Source organism: Gloeotrichia echinulata CP02, assembly GCA_038087035.1.
GTDB classification, from domain to species: domain Bacteria; phylum Cyanobacteriota; class Cyanobacteriia; order Cyanobacteriales; family Nostocaceae; genus Gloeotrichia; species Gloeotrichia echinulata.
Map to the genome: position 1 here is coordinate 5,857,895 of CP051187.1, position 17,927 is coordinate 5,875,821.

The following is a 17,927-nucleotide window of genomic DNA, read 5'->3' on the forward strand; positions in this document are numbered from 1 at the left end:
ATCATCCTTCCTCACATAGCCGATAAAATGGGTGTTACCCCTCATAGGACGGAAAAATTAGGGTTTTTGGCGTTGTTTGATGATTTGTCGGGGCGCAAGGCCTTGCGCCCCTAGGGACAATGATCCTCAAACGCTAGTCTTCTGGAGTTTCCTGAGAGAACTTTTTATGGATAGTTCTAGCTTGTTGTCCATCAGCAGCAGCTGCGGTGATGAGATATTCAATTAAGCTTTGGGAAAATGGAACACGCAAATGGAAAGTACCATCTGGCTTCAGTTTGATGGACTGACCGGCAATGGTGACGTTTGCATCTGGGGTAGTTGCTCCGTGGATAATTAGCTCTGCATCAGCCACAAACCAGAAATCTGTGTGGGGACGGCTAAAAACGCGAACAGTCGCTGAACGGGCGATTAAAACCCAGTGTTCCTCATCAGTGAGGTAGCCAATTTCGGCTATGTAGTCGCGATCGCTTGTGGGAATGGCGACAAACCGATCTTGTGTGATTTCCTCGACTTCATACTGTTGTACCAGATGGGGACTCTGATAGCTGAGATCAATATCTGTGATATCATACAGCCTCAATGCCAATTGGGATATTTGAGCATTCCGCAAGGCTGCTTTTTCAGTGTCGGCAATTTCCCACGATGCATAAGCCCATTTGGGAGTGCGGGGTGTGAGAATAATACTGCTTTGAGCATTAGCATCTAGTGTATCAGCAGTTTCTTCCTCTAGGTGGGCATTGCTGAAAACTCGAACAGTAGCCGAACGGGCGATGGTCAGCCACTGTTCGTCATCAGTGACGTAGCCAATTTCGGCTATGTAGTCGCGATCGCTTGTGGGAATGGCGACAAACCGATCTTGTGTTGTTTCCTCAACTTCATACTCCTCGACAAGGTGGGGACTCTGATAGCTGAGATCAATTTCGTTTACATCATACAGACGCAGTGTTAATTGATATATATCTGCATTCTGCAATGCTTCCTTCTGAATCTCAGAAATTTCCCACGATGCATAAGCCCATTTGGGAGTGTGGGGTCTGAGGATAATACTTGCATTTGGGTAATCAGCCGTTTCGTGGCTAACTACTGGTGCATTGTCACCCTGGTTATGAGTTTGTACTTCCGATTCCAGAGATTCCTGAATACCATCAATGTTCGCCCAGGCTGCAATCCCTACACCTGCTGCTAAGGCTGCACCGCCTGCTATAGTTACTGGGTTGATACCCCTATCATCTTCTGTTGTCTCTTCTGGCTGATTAGAGGGGATTTCGGTGATATCTTCCTCCGTAAAATTGCCAGTTGATTCAGCTTCATCTGCTACTGCATTTAATTCTACATCTGGTACTTCTGGCAATTCAGGAATTATGGTAGCTTCAACTGTGGGTAATTCTACATCTGATGTTACCTCTGGCAATTCGGGAATTGTGGTAGCTTCAACTGTGGGTAATTCCACATCTGCTGTCACTTCTGGCAATTCGGGAATTGTGGTAGCTTCAACTGTGGGTAATTCCACATCTGCTGTCACTTCTGGCAATTCGGGAATTGTGGTAGCTTCAACTGTAGGCAATTCCACATCTGCTGTCAGTTCTGGCAATTCAGGAATTGTGGTAGCTTCAACTGTGGGTAATTCCACATCTGCTGTCACTTCTGGCAATTCAGGAATTTCAGTAGCTTCAACTGTGGGTAATTCCACATCTGCTGTCACTTCTGGCAATTCGGGAATTGTGGTAGCTTCAACTGTGGGTAATTCCACATCTGCTGTCAGTTCTGGCAATTGAGCCAATGTATTGACTTCTTCGCCATTTTGTGAATCCGTTCCTTTGCCGGAGATGCTAGACCAGATGACCGTTCCGGCGCCTGCGGCTAAGGCTGCACCTGCGGCTAAGGTTGCTCCTCCAGTTGAGGTGATATTTTCTAGCCAGTTGGATTCTGTCTGCGGTTGTTCTGGGTTCTCTACCGTGGGTAATTCCACATCTGCTGTCACTTCTGGCAATTCGGGAATTGTGGTAGCTTCAACTGTGGGTAATTCCACGTCTGCTGTCACCTCTGGCAATTCGGGAATTGTGGTAGCTTCAACTGTGGGTAATTCCACATCTGGGGTGACATCTGGCAATTCGGGAATTTCAGTAGCTTCAACTGTGGGTAATTCCACATCTGCTGTCACCTCTGGCAATTCGGGAATTGTGGTAGCTTCAACTGTGGGTAATTCCACATCTGCTGTCACCTCTGGCAATTCGGGAATTGTGGTAGCTTCAACTGTAGGTAATTCCACATCTGCTGTCACCTCTGGCAATTCAGGAATTGTGGTAGCTTCAACTGTGGGTAATTCCACATCTGCTGTCACCTCTGGCAATTGAGCCGATGTATTGACTTCTTCGCCATTTTGTGAGTCCGTTCCTTTGCCGGAGATGCTAGACCAGATGACCGTTCCGGCGCCTGCGGCTAAGGCTGCACCTGCGGCTAAGGTTGCTCCTCCAGTTGAGGTGATATTCTCTAGCCAGTTGGATTGTGTCTGCGGTTGTTCTGGGTTCTCTACCGTGGGTAATTCCACATCTGGGGTGACATCTGGCAATTCGGGAATTGTGGTAGCTTCAACTGTGGGTAATTCCACATCTGCTGTCACTTCTGGCAATTCGGGAATTGTGGTAGCTTCAACTGTGGGTAATTCCACATCTGCTGTCACTTCTGGCAATTCGGGAATTGTGGTAGCTTCAACTGTGGGTAATTCCACATCTGCTGTCAGTTCTGGCAATTCGGGAATTGTGGTAGCTTCGGCTGTAGGCAATTCTACATCTGCTGTCACTTCTGGCAATTCAGGAATTGTGGTAGCTTCAACTGTGGGTAATTCCACATCTGCTGTCACTTCTGGCAATTGAATCGATGTATTGACTTCTTCGCCATTTTGTGAATCCGTTCCTTTGCCGGAGATGCTAGACCAGATGACCGTTCCGGCGCCTGCGGCTAAGGCTGCACCTGCGGCTAAGGTTGCTCCTCCAGTTGAGGTGATATTCTCTAGCCAGTTGGATTCTGTCTGCGGTTGTTCTGGGTTCTCTACCGTGGGTGATTCCACATCTGCTGTCACCTCTGGCAATTCAGGAATTGTGGTAGCTTCAACTGTAGGCAATTCTACATCTGATGTTACCTCTGGCAATTCAGGAATTTCAGTAGCTTCAACTGTAGGCAATTCTACATCTGCTGTCACTTCTGGCAATTCAGGAATTGCAGTGGCTTCAACTGTAGGCAATTCTACATCTGATGTTACCTCTGGCAATTCAGGAATTGTGGTAGCTTCAACTGTGGGTAATTCCACATCTGGGGTGACATCTGACAGTTGCGGATAGGAAGTATTGACAACCGCCGCCGGTGCTTCTATATCCCAAGCATTTTCGGCTGATTCAGGAGGATTTACTGCAACTGAATCCCTAATAGCTGTATCATTAGCTGGTTCAGACTCTGCTCCTGTACCGGAAACCGTAGACCAAATTGCTGCTCCGGCTAGGGCTGCACCACCCGCTACAGCTGCACCTGTTGAGGTAATGTTGGATGGGGTTGAGGCTGTACTTTCAATTTGCGCCTCATGGGATGTTGCTTCAGTAATGGGGGAAGCAATGCTGGTATCTGGCGGTGCGATTGAATTAGCTTCGGCTGGGGGGGAGGGATTGGGAGTTGATTCTGGCTCGTTATCTGTTGGTTCAGTAGAGCCTCTTCCTCGGAACCACCATAATAATCCAGCAATCAGCGCTATGGGCAATAATAGCCACCACAACCATGTTTCGGCTGGGTTACTGGGATTGTTGTTTGCTGGTTGTTCGCTAGAAGCTGGGGTCGCAGCCGTTGTCGCCTCAGTTGTGGGTGTGGCGATCGCAGCGGTTGTCGCCTCAGTTGTGGGTGTGGCGATCGCAGCCGTTGTCGCCTCAGTTGTCGGTGTAGCGATCGCAGCCGTTGTCGCCTCAGTTGTCGGTGTGGCGATCGTAGCCGTTGTCGCCTCAGTTGTGGGTGTGGCGATCGTAGTGACGGCTAATAGTTGTGATCCCGTGTTGGCGATCGCCGTTGCTTCAGCGACCCTAGCTGATTCTATTGCTTGCTTTCCTGGTTGTGCGATCGCGAAGCCGATAAAACCTGCTGTACCTTTACTAGGATTTTTCTTGTAAGCGTAAACTAAAGGTTGGGAGAAAGGATATCTGGGATTGTTTGCCAGAGTTTGATGTAACTGGACTACTCGCACACCTGGTAACTTCGACACCTGATTAGCTACCGCATAACTAATACCGTCTTTACCTAGCTGTTTGACGATTTCTGTGGTATTATCCTCAGCTATTTGGGTAGCATTAGCGCCTGTGGCAAAGTCAGCAGTCTTGAAGACTGGGTAGTTACGAAAAGTATTGCGCGTTTCACTGGTTGCTGGGCGATCAATCAGCCGAATCTGCTGATCTGGACCTCCCACTTGCGACCAATTGGTAATTTCTCCCCGGAAAATCTTGGCGAATTGTCTAGTAGTCAAGCTTCCCTGGAATGGATTGTCTGCACCAACGATGATCGCGATCTTTTCTCGGCGCAAACGCACTAGTTCCAGTCCTCGTGCTTTTTCTTCTTTGGTCAAGCCACGACCAATCGCCGCTATATCGATTTTCCCGTCTTGCAAAGCTTGCAGTGCTGCATCAGTCCCGTTAGTTGCTACTTCTACCTTTGTCCCAGAGAACTGCTTCTCAAAGCTTTCCTTGAGGTTTTGGTTGATTGTTGCCAAGCTACTGGAACCATCGATCCGTATTATAGTCCCATTCTCTACTGTTTGTGGTAGAGGGAACGAGGTAGCCGTCGGTGATTGTGCCCACACAGATGTTGACACAAACATATGTCCTGCCGTAGGTATAGTAGCTAAGGCCAGCAATAATGCCAGACTGACTATCGAACTATCTTTTTTTTGTTGTTGCCACATATGCCCCTTCTTCTAGCTAAAGGAAACAGAAAGCCGGCCAGTCCTCAAAGTCATCTTTTTAGGGAGGAGACGGGCTAATTATACATCTCTGTTATGTTTTTTCTAAGTTATGGTGGATACTTATGTAAATATATACTCCGTTTTACTCTATCTTGTTTGGAAACAATATTCATCGACTGTTTATTTTTTTTAAAAGTATTTCCAATAAGCTTTTCAACCTATAACCAGAGACTCTCTTGCTTGCCGAGTTTAAAGGAACACCAAAAAATCAACCAACTAAAAGTTTTTGACTTTTGACTGTTGACAGTTAGCACTCAACAGTCAAAAGTTGCGATTGAATATTTTTTTATTTCCAACTCCCTAACCAATAAACTTTCGGCGGGGATTCTCGACTGAGTTTCAACTATCTGCTATTTTATTGTTTCATATTTTATACCATAATTAACAGAGTTTATTTACTGATAATTATCCTATATAGGTAAAGATGCTGTTGCACAAGAGATCAAACTCCTGATCCTCTGTGCGTCTGGGCGTGAGACAAATAGACATCTGGGGAAATGAGGTAAGGGCGCAAGGCCTTGCGCCCCTACCAAGACCTTCTATTAAAGCATAATTAATTTCCCCAGATGTCTAATCAGCCCACAAATATGCAACGCCGGAAAGATTTATTGCCTTTTACCTTCTGCCTCTTGCCTTGAAGCCGCATTCAAATAACAATGACAATCTGGCTTATCAATTAGGGACTCAACGAGGGAATTCAAAGCAGTAGTAGCTAATAAACCACCACCCAATGTCCCAGAAATTGTGATAAAATGTATACTTTGTTGCATCAATAATCTTTTGGCTGCGGGTGCATGACTAAAGCCAATGGGCATAGCAATAACTAGGGCGGGTTGAATTTTTTGCTGCTTGATGGCTTTGCAAGCTTCTAATAACACGGAAGGAGCATAACCAATGACCAAAATACAATCTTTTGTCACAAATTGTAATTTTGCTCGCCATTTATCATCCGACCAAAAGGCAAATTCTGCTTCTGTGGCGGTGGTGATGTGGGGATTGTCAATCAGGGTGGCGATTTGACAACCCAAATGGGCTAATCTAGTTTGATCTAGGGCAGCAGCGACCGTGGGAATATCGACAACAATTTGACAGCCTGATTTGAGGGCTTGACGACTAGCGGCGATCGCGTCTTTGCTCAACTTGATAAAGGATACCAAACTTACATCACCACAAGCTAAAATCAACTGAGAAATTAGGTGCTGTTCAATTTCCGAACGCTCAGACAAGTCAGGTAGTAAACGTTGCAAAGATTCACCAAAGGCTTCTGGGTGAGTATGCACTACCGCATCTAACCCACTCCACAATGCTTCGAGTCCGCCAATTTCGGCTTGGGTTTCGACTTCGAGTAACTTGAGTTGCGCCAATACTTCAGCTTGGAGATTTTGACAATGTTGATCCCGTCCTAATAACCCTTCCAGCGCCGATGCTGTTTGACGCAGTTGGGAAATTTGCTGCATTACAGCCCGATATTGCTGCTGTAGTTGCGTCATCAGATTTTTATTCGTATCTGCGTCTGGTTCCAACTCCAAGATGTGGCGGATGTGGTTGAGTTGAAATCCTTGCTGTTTGAGTGCGACAATCCGTTGCAACCTGATGACATCCTTCTCAGTATACAGACGATAATTGCTAGGCGATCGCACTGGTTGCGGCAATAATCCTAATTGATGATAATGTCGCACCATCCGGGGAGTGATACCACCTCCCACAGCAGCCGTGAATTCTTTAATAGTCAGATGCTGAGTTTTCATAATGATTTTGAAGATTATACCTTGGTAGGGGCACGGCAATGTTCATTGGTTTTTGCTATACCAAAGGCGGTGACAACCCTTGCTAAAAAATCAATTACTAAGTTTCTTAATGCTGTAGAACTCCATCACTTGAGAAAAAAGCATTCACTGAATCAGCAATGAATGTTGCACACTTGTCACAGACCAGCAGTTTTTTTAAGGTGTAACGTTCGCTGGATGTATAGGGGTAATCTCACCAGAGTATCGAGTAAAGTCCCCAGTATTAAAAGTCAGGATATGAGTTAGCCCATGAACACGCATTACTGCAACAAGACGGGCATCGTGGACATTTACACCCATTACCCTGTACTGTAAAACAATTCGTCTCCATTCAGGATAAATCTCTGGCACATCGGGCAGTACCGGAAAGAATGTTTCTAACCGTTGTAGCTCTGCTTCTGCTTGGGCTATAGTTAAGCCTAACCCATTTCTCTCTACTGGACGGGTAGCACTTCGCCAGAACTCAACTAAGTTTTGGGATGTGATAAAAAGCTCAATTCCTGCACCTGCTAAAATAGAGATTGCATTTACAGTATCTCCATACATGGGGTGATGTGGCTCAACACTTCTCAGTAACAAATTGGTATCTACAAGGTAAGCCACTAAATCTCTTCATCCTCTTCATATATTCCTGCCCGACTTACAGCATAGTCGTCAAGTAATGGAGTATCTCTTGTGTGACTAGAAGCCCATTCTCGAAATGCCTTCACCCATTCATCTGGGGTAGCGGTTTCATAAAATGGACGTTCAACTTTAGACTTCACCAACTGCAATAACATGGCATCAAGATGAGGTTTCACTGTTTCCTCTGACAAATTTGTCATCTGAGCTAACCTTTGAGCAATTTGCTGTAGTTCCTGAGTGTGCGCTGCCTTAATTTCATGAAGCAGTTGAGGTTCGCTATTTTTACCTATGGGTGTGCTGGTGTTCATAGGAATTGAAGAAATGAGGTTTGACAATTAATTTTACTATAGTGATACGTCGGGGTTTAATTTACAGCGTTTTTCAGGTAAATAGACCAGGCGTCCGGGGCGCAAGGCCTTGCGCCCCTACTCTTGACATTAACATTAATGTCAAGGTTTAGGGTGAGAGAGTCCCCCACCTTCAAACTCTCATGCTCTACCCCCAACGTATCACCCAATTCACCAAAGAACATAGCGATGTTTTCGCCGCCCTCCTCTGTGGGCTATTATTATTTCTCGGATGGTTCGCTTTACATCTTGGCGCTTTGGGATGGGCGTTACTGCTGATGAGCGCGGCTTATGTTATCGGCGGTTACGAAAGTGCGAAGGAGGGTCTGACGACTCTGTTTGAGGAAAAGGAACTGGATGTAGATTTGTTAATGATTGTAGCAGCACTGGGGGCGGCGACTCTGGGCTTATGGCGTCGAGAATATAATTTAATTATTGATGGAGCAATTTTGATTCTCATCTTTGCGATTAGTGGCGCATTGGAAGGTTACGCGATGCGGCACACTGAAAGGAGTATTCGCAGTTTGATGAGTCTTACCCCAGATACTGCCACGGTGCTGCGTCAGGGTGGAGAAGAGGTAATTCCCATTCAGCAGCTAGAGGTGGGGGATGAAATTGTCGTTAAGCCTGGGGAGTTGATTCCCACTGACGCCGTGATTATATCAGGTTTTAGTACCATTAATCAAGCGGCGATTACTGGGGAATCTTTACCTGTGGAGAAGACGGTGGGGGCGGAAGTATTTGCTGGCACACTTAATGGCTATGGCGCACTGAAGCTTCAGGTACATAAACCAGCGGCTAGCAGTTTGATTCAGCGGGTGATTCGCTTGGTGGAAGAGGCTCAGACAGAAGCGCCGCCTTCTCAAGAGTTTATCGAGAAATTTGAACGTGGTTATGCACGGGTAATTGTTGTCACTGGGATATTGCTGGCAATTTTACCACCATTTCTTTGGGGTTGGGATTGGGAAGTGACGATTTATCGGGCGTTGACTTTTTTGGTGGTGGCTTCTCCTTGTGCGTTGATGGCGGCGATTATGCCTACACTACTGTCGGGAATTGCTAATGGTGCTGGACAGGGGATTTTGTTTAAGAATGGTGCCCAATTGGAGAAGATGGGCAAAGTGCGGGCGATCGCCTTTGATAAAACGGGTACGCTGACTACAGGAAATCTCCAGGTTTCTCAGGTAATAGGTCATGGTGAATACTCGCAATTTGATGTATTAAAAGCCGCAGCATCTTTGGAGGTAAATTCTGAGCATCCCATCGGTAAGGCAATTGTCGAGGCGGCTACTGATTTAGATTGGCTACGTGCATCTGAGGTACAGGCAATACCTGGGCAAGGAATTGTGGGGATTGCGGAAAACCAGAAGTTAATTGTGGGGAATGCAGCTTTTGTTCAGGGATATGTGCAGCTACCCGCAGAATTGGGGGAATTGGCGCAATCCTTGGAGATGCAGGGGAAGACTGTGGTTTGGGTAGCGAAGGAGGGGTTATGTGTGATGGGTGTGATAGGGATTGCAGATATGGTGCGGGGGGAGGCGGCTGCAACAATTAAACGGTTGCGAAAGCTGGGCGTTGAGGAAATTGTGATGATTACAGGGGATAATCAGCGGACTGCTTACAGTGTCGCCGAGGCGGTGGGGATTAAGCAGGTGTATGCTGAATTATTGCCGGAAGATAAGCTGGGTGTGATTCGGAGTTTACAGCAAAAGTATCACACAGTGGCAATGGTGGGGGATGGGATTAATGATGCACCAGCCTTGGCGCAGGCTTCTGTGGGGATTGCAATGGGTGTAGCGGGTAGCGATGTGGCATTAGAAACCGCTGATATTGTGCTGATGGCTGATAAACTGGAGAAGATTGCCGTGGCGATGCATTTAGGTAGGCGATCGCATGGCATTGTCAAGCAGAATATAGTTGTCGCCTTGGGCTTTATTGTCTTGTTGCTGTGTGGCAATTTTTTGGGGAATATTAATTTACCCCTGGGTGTAATTGGACATGAAGGTTCCACTGTGTTGGTGACTCTTAGTGGGTTAAGATTGCTGAAGTAGGAAGCCAGGTAGCCGTAGGGTGCGTCAGTAGGGGCGCAAGGCCTTGCGCCCCTACCTCAAAATCAAGCCAGAAATTATTTGCACTGACGCACCTTAATGTGAATAATTTAACCTGAGTTCGATATATGTAGGACTTACGCATTGACAAAAAACACAAAATATGGGCTGCAAAAAACCGGAGATCTCGTAGGGGTTTAGCATTGCTAAACCCCGAAAACGCAGGTCTGTGTGCGAAGTGCTGCAGTCTTTGCATTAGCCGACAACTACAAAGATGACCCCGACACCAAAACCTGGCTCCAACACCTCGCTACCCAGGATAATCATGCCAGTGTGCGAAGTGCTGTAGTCTTTGCATTAGCCAATAATTTCAAAGATGACCCCGACACCAAAACCTGGCTCCAACACCGCGCCACGGCTGATGATCACTGGCGTGTGCGACGTACAGCGGTGGAAGCATTAGGCAAATATTTCCAATATCAGCCGGAGTTGTTTGATATCTACTATAACTGTGCTGTCAATGACCCCTTTCAGCGTCAAAAAAAATGGGAAACAAACCCTCGCCGTGTTGCGCTAGAGATAATTATCAAGCAATTTCCGCAGCATCCCCAAACTTTACCACTGCTGCGCGATAAAGCAGAAAATGACCCAGATGAGGTAGTGCGGGAGTATGCACAGAAAAAGTTGAGGGAGTGGGAGAATAAATAGATGGGGAGACTTGTACTGAGCCTTGTCGAAGTATGGGGAGTGAGAATGTAACTTGAGGTTATGCCTAAGAAAATTAGAGAATTGAAAAGCTTATTGCTGCAAGCAGGGTTCATCTCAATACTGCTCGGTTAAGGAAAATCGTAGGTTGGGTTGAGGCTCTGCGAAACCCAACAAAGCCCCCCAAATGTTGGGTTTCGTTCCTCAACCCAACCTACGCTCTTTAAGGTTTTTGGGCTTAACTATATCAGGCTACATTTCTACATTTCTGGAACAATTAAAGACAATAGAAGCAGAACCAGAGGAAACACAAGAATGAAATATACAATTGTCATTCAATGGTCAGATGAAGACGAATGTTATGTTGTTTTGTTACCTGAATTTACAGATGTTATGCAGCCTTGTACCCACGGCGACACTTACGAAGAGGCGCTGAAAAATGCACAGGAAGTCCTAGAAATGTTAATTGAAACAGCTTTGGAAAATGGCGAACCTTTACCTGAGCCAAAAACATTAGGACAATCTTTAGTTATCATCCGACAAGAAGACGGAAAACTTATCATAGAACCCTACAAGAAAAAATCCCTCCTGGAAGTCTTCGCCAACCTTGATGATATCGACGAAGGGCTGTTGAACCCCAATTAAAAAGCCGGGTGACTTTCTAGCCAATAAATTTCCGCAACCGCAGTAGGGGCGCAAGGCCTTGCGCCCTTCACGCCTTGCGCTGCATAAAACTATGAGGGTAGATCTATGGTGTAAATGCACTGGTTGTCTCAATTTATGGGATGATTTGTCTCACGCAAAGGCGCAGAGGCGCAAAGAAGAGAGTAAGAGTTAACTATTCCCCAATTATAAAATGTGTCCACGCGGTGTTATAACTAGTCGCTCAAATTCAGGGAAGGAAAGAACTACTCCTCAGTTGTGGTTGCTGTTGGTGGGTGTGAATCAATATCAAGATATTCAACTCCCTTCTTTACGTTATTCGGCTGTTGATTGTCAGGTTTTGGCTGCTGCTTTAATGGGTGCGACTGGGGAACAGTTTCCGTTAAAGGAGGTGAAAATATATCATGATTTTGCTGATGAAAAACCTCTGTTAGCTACTGTGCGTGCTAGTTTACAACAAATCGCTGCTGATGCTCGACCAATTGATACTGTTTTATTTTATTTTTCTGGTCATGGGATGCTGCAGTCAAGTACGCAGCAGGCTTTTTTGTGTTTGCAGGATACGCAAAAGGATAATTTGGAAATAACTGGTTTGGCTGTTAAGGATTTGTTGGAACTTTTGGGTAAATGTGGGGCACAAAATCAGGTTGTTTGGTTGGATGCTTGTCATAGTGGGGGAATGTCTCTGCGGGGTGCATCTGAATTGAATTTGACGCCGCAGTTGGTGGAGGTTTTACAACGGGGTGCGGGGAAAGGTAAGGGTTTTTATGCTTTGCTTTCTTGTGATATTAATCAGCAATCTTGGGAGTTTCCAGAATTGGGTCACGGGGTGTTTACTTATTATTTGATGCGGGGTTTGCAAGGGGAGGCTGCTGATGCTGAAGGGGTTATTTTTGCTGATGGTCTTTATCGCTATGTCTATCACCAAACTCTACAATATATAGATAAGACTAATCAACAGTTACGTCTGATTAATCAGCAGAAGCGTGGTAAAGGTGATTCGCAACTTTTTAGTGAGTATCCGCTCCAAACTCCGAAGCGGATTGTGGAAGGTGTTGGTGAGTTAATTTTGGGGTCGATTCCGGTTGTGGCTAATTCTCGTTCTCCGAGAATTGCTTTGGTGATTGAGGGTCTGGGTGGTGGTCAGGTAAGTCTGGATTTTAGTAAGGTTTTGGTTGGTGCTGGGGCTTTTGAGTTGGAGTATTTACCGCGTCCGGGAAGAAGTACTGCTGAAGATATTCGTCAAGCAATTCAAGATTGTTTGGCTGTACCAATTAAACAGCAATTTCTGGGTGAGGAATCTGCAACGGTTTTGTTATATCTACGCGGACGGTTGGAGGAAACTCCGACTGGGGAAGCGGCTTTATTAATATCAGATGATATCTGGTTGAGTCGTTCTTGGTTAAGACAACAATTGCGTCGTTCTCAAGTTACTCAACAAATTATTATTTTTGATTGTCCGATTTTTGATTCTACGGTTTCTTCTCTCAAGGATTGGGTGGAAGATTTGCAGCTTGATTCTCAAAAGGGTCTGTGTATTATTGCTGCTACTTCGCCAAAAGATAATCGGGATTTTTTTACTCAGGCGCTGATTGATACTTTAAATGGTGCTTCTGTTTCTGCTGGTTTATCTGTCGCTGGTTGGATTACTCAATTACAAGTTCAATTGGCGGGAATTTTTCATGTCCACTTTTGGTTGTCTGGTACTCAAGGTGTGATTGAAATTATGCCGGCGATTTCTGGCGCAAATATTCATAAAAAAGCTGCGGGGTTTGATTTAAGGATTTGTCCTTACCCTGGTTTACGTTCTTTTGGTGAAGCTGATGCTCAATATTTCTATGGGAGAGAATCTTTAACTCAGCAATTAATTAGCCAAGTGGCGCATCAATCATTTTTGGCTTTAGTCGGTGCTTCTGGTAGTGGTAAGTCTTCGGTGGTCAAAGCAGGTTTAATTGCTCAATTGCGTCCTGGTAAACTATTACCTGGTAGTGAGTCTTGGTTAATTAAAAGTCTGCGTCCTGGTGGGCGTCCAATTGATGAGTTGGTGCGGTGTTTGGGGGAGGGAGTGAGGGGTGATGATTCTTCTCTGGTCTTTGAGGCTATGCTTTACCAGGGGGTTGAAGGTTTTGTCTACTGGTTGCGGAGTCGGACTGAACCGATGGTGGTTTTGGTGGTTGACCAGTTTGAGGAGTTATTCACTCTCTCACCTGCTGAGGAGCGAGGGCGGTTTTTGGATTTGCTGCTGGGTGCTATGGTATATGCTCCTGATAAGTTTAAACTAGTTATTACGTTACGCGCTGATTTTATCGCCTCTTGTTTGGAAGTTCCTGGATTGGCGCTGTTATTACAACAGTCAAGTGTGCTGGTTTCGCCAAGTTTAACTGATAATGATTACCGCCGGGTGATTGTTAATCCAGCTCAACAGGTGGGGTTAAATGTTGATCCGGAATTGGTGGAGGTTTTGGTACAGGAATTAAATCACTCGGCGGGTGATTTGCCGCTGTTAGAATTTGTATTAGAACAGTTGTGGGAGTTCCGTCAAGGGGGTGAATTGACTTTAGCGGCTTATCAGCAACAGATAGGCGGTATTAAGGGTGCGTTGGAACGCAAAGCTGAGGCGGTTTACGCAAGTTTAGATGGTCAAGCTCAAGATTGTGCGCGGTGGATTTTTCTCTCGCTGACGCAATTAGGTGAGGGGACGGAAGATACTAGACGCAGGGTATTTAAATCTGATTTGGTGGTACAAAAATATCCCCCTGCTTTGGTGGAAAGAACTCTCCAAGCTTTGACTGCTGCGAAGTTGGTGGTGGTGAATTTGGATGAGGAGGTGGGGAGTAGGGGAGTTAGGAGTGAGGAGTTAGGAGTGAGGAGTTATGATTCTCCCCATCACCCCATACTTCTCTACGAGAGGCTGCGCCAACGGCTCCGCTCAGTACAAGTCTCCCCATCGCCGAAAGCTGTGACAATTGAGGTGGCGCATGAAATTTTGATTCGTCATTGGTCAACGTTGCGCTGGTGGTTGGAGGAAAATCGTAGTCGATTGCGATCGCAGCGGCAAATTGAACAATCGGCTGCTTTGTGGAAATATAATAATCAGCAGGCTGATTTTTTGTTGCATGGTGTCCGCCTAGCTGAAGCTGAGGAAATTTACGTTAAATATACTGAGGAATTATCTCAAGATGTCCAAGGTTTTATTGCTGCTTGTTTAGACGCTAGGCTACAACAACAATTTGAGCAAAAAAAGCGTTTACGACAAGCTCAACGCGCTGTGGCTGTGATTAGTGTTTTGGGTGTTGCTGCTGCTGGTTTCGGCGGTTTTGCTTATTTGCAAAAACAAGCGGCGCAGTTACGCGAAATCTCTGCTTTAAATGCTTCGGCGGAGGCTTTATTATTATCTCATCAGCAATTGGAAGCAATTATTGCTAGTGTGAAAGCTGGTCGAGAAGTTAAGCAGGTTTTTGCTCCTCAGTCAGATGTTCAATTTGCAACGGTGGCGACTTTTCAGCAGGCTGTTTATCAATCTCATGAGTTTAACCGTTTGTCTGGTCACGCTCAACAAGTTAATGCTATCAGTTTTAGTCCTGATGGTAAATTTCTGGCTTCTGCTAGTGATGATCAGACGATAAAGTTGTGGGGTCGGGATGGGGAATTAATTAGGACTATTAGGGGTAATAATAGGGTGACGGCGATTGCTTTTAGTCCTACTGGTCTGTTGGTTGCTGCTAGTGGTGATAAAATTTGGATTATCTCGCGCAAAGGCGCAGAGGCGCAAAGGGAGGAAGGAACGGGAGAATTTAGGAGCAAAGTTTTTGGCGGACATACTGATAAGGTTACTGATGTGGCTTTCAGTGGTGATGGTAAGTTGGTTGTGTCTGCTGGCTTGGATAAAACTATTAAGTTATGGCGGATTGATGGGAGTTTAATTAGGAGTTGGATTGCTCATGATGGTTGGGTAAATTCTGTCTGCTTTAGTCCTGATGGGAATTTTATTTCTTCTGGTGGTGAAGATAATTTGGTGAGGGTTTGGCGGTCTGATAATGGTAGGTTAATTAATTCTCTTTCTGGACATGAAGGACGGGTGACTCGGATTCAGTTTAGTCAGGATGGTAAATTTATCGCTTCTGCTGGTGGTGATAAAACTATTAAGTTGTGGAATGTTGAGGGGAAGCTTTTACAAACTTTGGTAGGACATGGTGAACAAGTTAACAGCATTAAGTTTAGTCCTGATAATCAGATTTTAGCTTCTGCTTCTGCTGACAGAACTATCAAGTTTTGGCGATTAGATGGTAAATTATTGGCTACTCTCCAAGGTCATGGTGAACAAGTTAGAGATATCAGTTTTAGTCCTGATGGTAAGTTTCTTGCTTCTGCTAGTGCTGATAAAAGTATTAGATTGTGGAATGTCCCTAGTCAGAACTCCAAATCAGATGATGTTTATGGTGTGAGTTTTCGTCCTGATGGTAAAATGTTTGCGTCTGCTGGTTGGGATGGAACTGTGAAGCTTTCCCAAGGTGCGAATTTGGCGAAGACGGAAATATTTAAGGCTCATCAAGATATTATTGATGCTGTAAGTTTTAGTCCTAATGGTAAAATGTTAGCTACTGCTAGCGCTGATAAAAGTATTAAAATTTGGGAGAGTCAAAATCACAAGTTAATTAAAGTTCTAACAGGACAGGAGAAGGTGACGAGTATTAGCTTTAGTCCTGATGGTAAAATGATTGCTGCTGGTGGTGCTGATAAAATTATTAGTTTATGGCGGTTGTCAGATGGTAGGTTATTACAAACACTCAAAGGACATGCTGATGAGGTGACTAGTGTCAGTTTTAGTCCTGATGGTCAGATGTTAGCTTCTGGTAGTGTTGATAATACGGTGAAGCTGTGGGGAGTTAATGGTGGTTTGGTCAGAAGCATCAATGCTCATGGTTTAGCGATCGCTTCTGTAATGTTCTCTCAAGATGGTCAAACTTTAGTAACTGCCAGTTGGGATAATTCTATCAAACTTTGGCAGGTGGCAACCGGCAGTTTAATCAATACCCTCACGGGACATACCGATGGTGTAACTAGTTTGAGTCTCAGTCCTGATGGGCAAATTTTGGCTTCTGGTAGTGCTGACAATTCTATCAAACTCTGGAATCTTGCGGACGGTACTTTGTTGAAAACTCTCTGGGGATATCCTAGCAAAGTTAATAGTGTCAGTTTCAGTCCTGATGGTAAGGTTTTGCTGAGTGGTGGTAAGGATGCTGGGGTGATGCTGTGGAATCTCGATTTAGATGATTTGCTGCGTCAAGGATGCGGGCGAATTGCCGCTTACCTCAAGAATAACCCAAATGTGAGCCAGGGCGATCGCTATATTTGTGATTAAACAACCCCAGGAGAATTATCCAATAGTTGGTGAGCAAGCTGGATGAAATTTTTAGAATTCATAAATTTGCTTACCATACTATCTGCGATCGCTTCGCCAACAAACCCGCTAATCGTTCTGCTTCGGCTAGGTCATCTTCTCGATAGGGCACACCAACTATATTAGCGTGATTGCGCGAATCCTGTTCGACATCCAAGCCTATTTCCCGAACACGTCCAACTTCAAGGCTAGCAACTCCATAGCACTTGCGAAACAACCCCGCACACTGTTCTGGAGAACACACACTGGCGATATTGACCGAAAGTCCTGGTTCTGAAGCTCGCAGAAAATAAGCATCCGCTTTCACGCGACCTGTATCTTCATCAATCCACTGTTTACGCAGCAAAGCCCGATAAACAACTGTATCTGGTGGTAATGGCTCAAACTCGCTCATGCTTGGTTGATCCACTCCAACCATTGCACAAGTACGGATGTTGTGACATCTGTTTCAACTGCGTAATTATCTCCTAATTCGTGGTACAGATAAGCATTTTTTGCGGAAGTAGCTGGACAGACCAAGCGTACTTCACATTCAGGCGATAGTTTGCTCCATGTTAATCGAATGCTACCTTCCTCATCCGTCGCAGCTGATGCTTTGGGAAAGCGATCGCCCATTGCTTCATAAGCATCTACAACCAATCGCATCGCTAACTTAAAGGCGGATTGGCTCGGTTGTAAAATTCCATACTCATCTGTCTCATCTTCTTCCAAAAGAGCCACGAGCCGCTTTAATGTTACCGTAATGTTGCTACTGGAGGGTTTCGCTGACTGAGCAACGGTCATAAAACTCAAGTACATTCATTCGTTTGTATTGATACTAGCGTAACATGATCAACAGCTAAATACCTGTGCCTAATATTTTTAGACTGGTGTTAATCATAAAATCGGCGATCGCACTCAGTCCATCCCCAAATTCGGGAATCAGAAATATCATTACTAATGCAAATATACCAAACTGGGTTTCTTCTAAGCGTTTGAGTGCGGGAAAAATTTCGCTGTAGATATGAAAACCATCGAGGGGGGGGAATGGGTAGAAGATTGAACAGAAATAAGGTTAAATGAAAGCAGAAGTTGATAACGTCAAGGCTGTAGCTGCTACTAACTGCGCGAAACACTCAATTGTCAAGGCTGTAGCTGATAACGTCAAGGCTGTAGCTGCTACAGACTGCGCGAAACACTCAATTGTCAAGGCTGTAGCTGCTACAGACTGCGCGAAACACTGAATTGTCAAGGCTGTAGCTGATAACGTCAAGGCTGTAGCTGCTACAGACTGCGCGAAACACTGAATTGTCAAGGCTGTAGCTGATAACGTCAAGGCTGAAGTTGATAACGTCAAGGCTGAAGCTGCTACTGAGTGCG

General features: G+C 45.3%; 11 protein-coding genes and 1 pseudogene. 5 read left to right on the top strand and 7 right to left on the bottom strand.

The window, feature by feature from the left end; genetic code table 11:
- Positions 1–133 precede the first annotated feature (133 nt).
- The 4 genes from HEQ19_26030 to HEQ19_26045 all read right to left on the bottom strand — a co-directional run bounded on the left by HEQ19_26030 (position 134) and on the right by HEQ19_26045 (position 7,712).
- On the bottom strand, positions 134–4,933 hold the full coding sequence (locus HEQ19_26030; GenBank protein ID WYM02421.1) for a DUF4912 domain-containing protein: 4,800 nt from the start codon (positions 4,931–4,933) through the stop codon (positions 134–136).
- A gap of 665 nt (positions 4,934–5,598) precedes the next feature.
- Positions 5,599–6,741: a precorrin-8X methylmutase gene (locus HEQ19_26035; protein ID WYM02422.1), complete on the bottom strand. Its 1,143-nt coding sequence runs from the start codon at positions 6,739–6,741 to the stop codon at positions 5,599–5,601.
- Positions 6,742–6,936: 195 nt separating this feature from the next.
- Positions 6,937–7,383 (bottom strand): PIN domain-containing protein, encoded by a 447-nt coding sequence (locus HEQ19_26040; protein WYM02423.1) that lies wholly within the window; start codon positions 7,381–7,383, stop codon positions 6,937–6,939.
- A complete protein-coding gene (locus HEQ19_26045) occupies positions 7,383–7,712 on the bottom strand; it encodes a hypothetical protein (GenBank protein WYM02424.1) in 330 nt (109 codons plus the stop codon). The genes HEQ19_26040 and HEQ19_26045 overlap by 1 nt, the downstream gene beginning before the upstream one ends.
- A 182-nt stretch (positions 7,713–7,894) precedes the next feature.
- Between HEQ19_26045 and HEQ19_26050 the strand changes: the two genes are divergently transcribed.
- The 5 genes and pseudogenes from HEQ19_26050 (at position 7,895) to HEQ19_26065 (ending at position 16,529) form a co-directional block, all read left to right on the top strand.
- Complete coding sequence (locus HEQ19_26050) at positions 7,895–9,802, top strand: heavy metal translocating P-type ATPase (protein WYM02425.1); 1,908 nt, start codon at positions 7,895–7,897, stop codon at positions 9,800–9,802.
- A 228-nt stretch (positions 9,803–10,030) separates the two neighbouring features.
- Positions 10,031–10,507, top strand: a complete 477-nt coding sequence (locus HEQ19_26055; GenBank protein WYM02426.1) for a HEAT repeat domain-containing protein — start codon at positions 10,031–10,033, stop codon at positions 10,505–10,507.
- Between the two features lie 184 nt (positions 10,508–10,691).
- Complete coding sequence (locus HEQ19_31370; GenBank protein ID WZI67025.1) at positions 10,692–10,823, top strand: hypothetical protein; 132 nt, start codon at positions 10,692–10,694, stop codon at positions 10,821–10,823.
- A pseudogene (locus HEQ19_31375) lies at positions 10,820–11,029 on the top strand (type II toxin-antitoxin system HicB family antitoxin). The gene HEQ19_31370 and the pseudogene HEQ19_31375 overlap by 4 nt, the downstream one beginning before the upstream one ends.
- 331 nt (positions 11,030–11,360) lie before the next feature.
- Positions 11,361–16,529 (top strand): caspase family protein, encoded by a 5,169-nt coding sequence (locus HEQ19_26065; protein ID WYM02428.1) that lies wholly within the window; start codon positions 11,361–11,363, stop codon positions 16,527–16,529.
- Positions 16,530–16,599: 70 nt separating this feature from the next.
- On the opposite strand, the gene HEQ19_26070 is transcribed toward HEQ19_26065, so the two are convergent.
- The 3 genes from HEQ19_26070 to HEQ19_26085 all read right to left on the bottom strand — a co-directional run bounded on the left by HEQ19_26070 (position 16,600) and on the right by HEQ19_26085 (position 17,904).
- On the bottom strand, positions 16,600–16,977 hold the full coding sequence (locus HEQ19_26070) for a hypothetical protein (GenBank protein WYM02429.2): 378 nt from the start codon (positions 16,975–16,977) through the stop codon (positions 16,600–16,602).
- Complete coding sequence (locus HEQ19_26075) at positions 16,959–17,351, bottom strand: hypothetical protein (protein ID WYM02430.1); 393 nt, start codon at positions 17,349–17,351, stop codon at positions 16,959–16,961. Before HEQ19_26075 ends, HEQ19_26070 begins: the two co-directional genes overlap by 19 nt.
- A gap of 271 nt (positions 17,352–17,622) precedes the next feature.
- Positions 17,623–17,904: a hypothetical protein gene (locus HEQ19_26085; protein ID WYL98134.1), complete on the bottom strand. Its 282-nt coding sequence runs from the start codon at positions 17,902–17,904 to the stop codon at positions 17,623–17,625.
- Positions 17,905–17,927: the final 23 nt, after the last annotated feature.

What these genes read in the sequence shown, in the direction of transcription:
- HEQ19_26065 (WYM02428.1), top strand. Translation starts at nt 11,361, where the DNA reads ATGTGTCCACGCGGTGTTATAACTAGTCGCTCAAATTCAGGGAAGGAA.
- HEQ19_26045 (WYM02424.1), bottom strand. Translation starts at nt 7,712, where the DNA reads ATGAACACCAGCACACCCATAGGTAAAAATAGCGAACCTCAACTGCTT.
- HEQ19_26075 (WYM02430.1), bottom strand. Translation starts at nt 17,351, where the DNA reads ATGACCGTTGCTCAGTCAGCGAAACCCTCCAGTAGCAACATTACGGTA.
- HEQ19_26035 (WYM02422.1), bottom strand. Translation starts at nt 6,741, where the DNA reads ATGAAAACTCAGCATCTGACTATTAAAGAATTCACGGCTGCTGTGGGA.
- HEQ19_26030 (WYM02421.1), bottom strand. Translation starts at nt 4,933, where the DNA reads ATGTGGCAACAACAAAAAAAAGATAGTTCGATAGTCAGTCTGGCATTA.
- HEQ19_26050 (WYM02425.1), top strand. Translation starts at nt 7,895, where the DNA reads ATGCTCTACCCCCAACGTATCACCCAATTCACCAAAGAACATAGCGAT.
- HEQ19_31370 (WZI67025.1), top strand. Translation starts at nt 10,692, where the DNA reads ATGTTGGGTTTCGTTCCTCAACCCAACCTACGCTCTTTAAGGTTTTTG.